Source organism: Pseudomonas sp. 2822-15 (assembly GCF_002742515.1).
Taxonomy (GTDB): Bacteria; Pseudomonadota; Gammaproteobacteria; order Pseudomonadales; family Pseudomonadaceae; genus Aquipseudomonas; species Aquipseudomonas salomonii.
The window spans coordinates 1-305 of record NZ_LJRY01000152.1 but is presented as its reverse complement, the minus strand read 5'-3'; the positions used below and the strand labels follow the sequence as shown (position 1 = coordinate 305).

1 protein-coding gene is annotated in these 305 nt (G+C 29.8%); it reads right to left on the bottom strand.

The genetic code is table 11. From position 1 onward, the window contains the following. Window positions 1-200: YuiB family protein (locus tag AOA59_RS01560; RefSeq protein ID WP_256593019.1), on the bottom strand; the 200-nt coding region annotated here is incomplete at its 3' end. Window positions 201-305: the final 105 nt, after the last annotated feature.

Sequence of the window (305 nt, the reverse complement as noted above, 5' to 3'; positions counted from 1 at the left end):
CGGTTTCTTAGCATTCTATTAGCTATACCACTTAATATAGCTCCAACCATACCTGCTGTTAATATGATAATATCTGCTGTTTTTAAAGCAATAAGATTATTTAAGAATACTGGAAATGCTTCACCTGGATTTATGAAATACTGTAATATCCCTGAATCATCTACAATAAAGAAAATAACAATAGGATAAATAACAGCCATAGTCCAGGTAGATCGAAGTAACATGTTTAAAATAAATCATATACCAAAGAAAAGTACAAAGTATAAAACAATTGCAATTATTAGCTGTGGCAAGCTTAACATAAC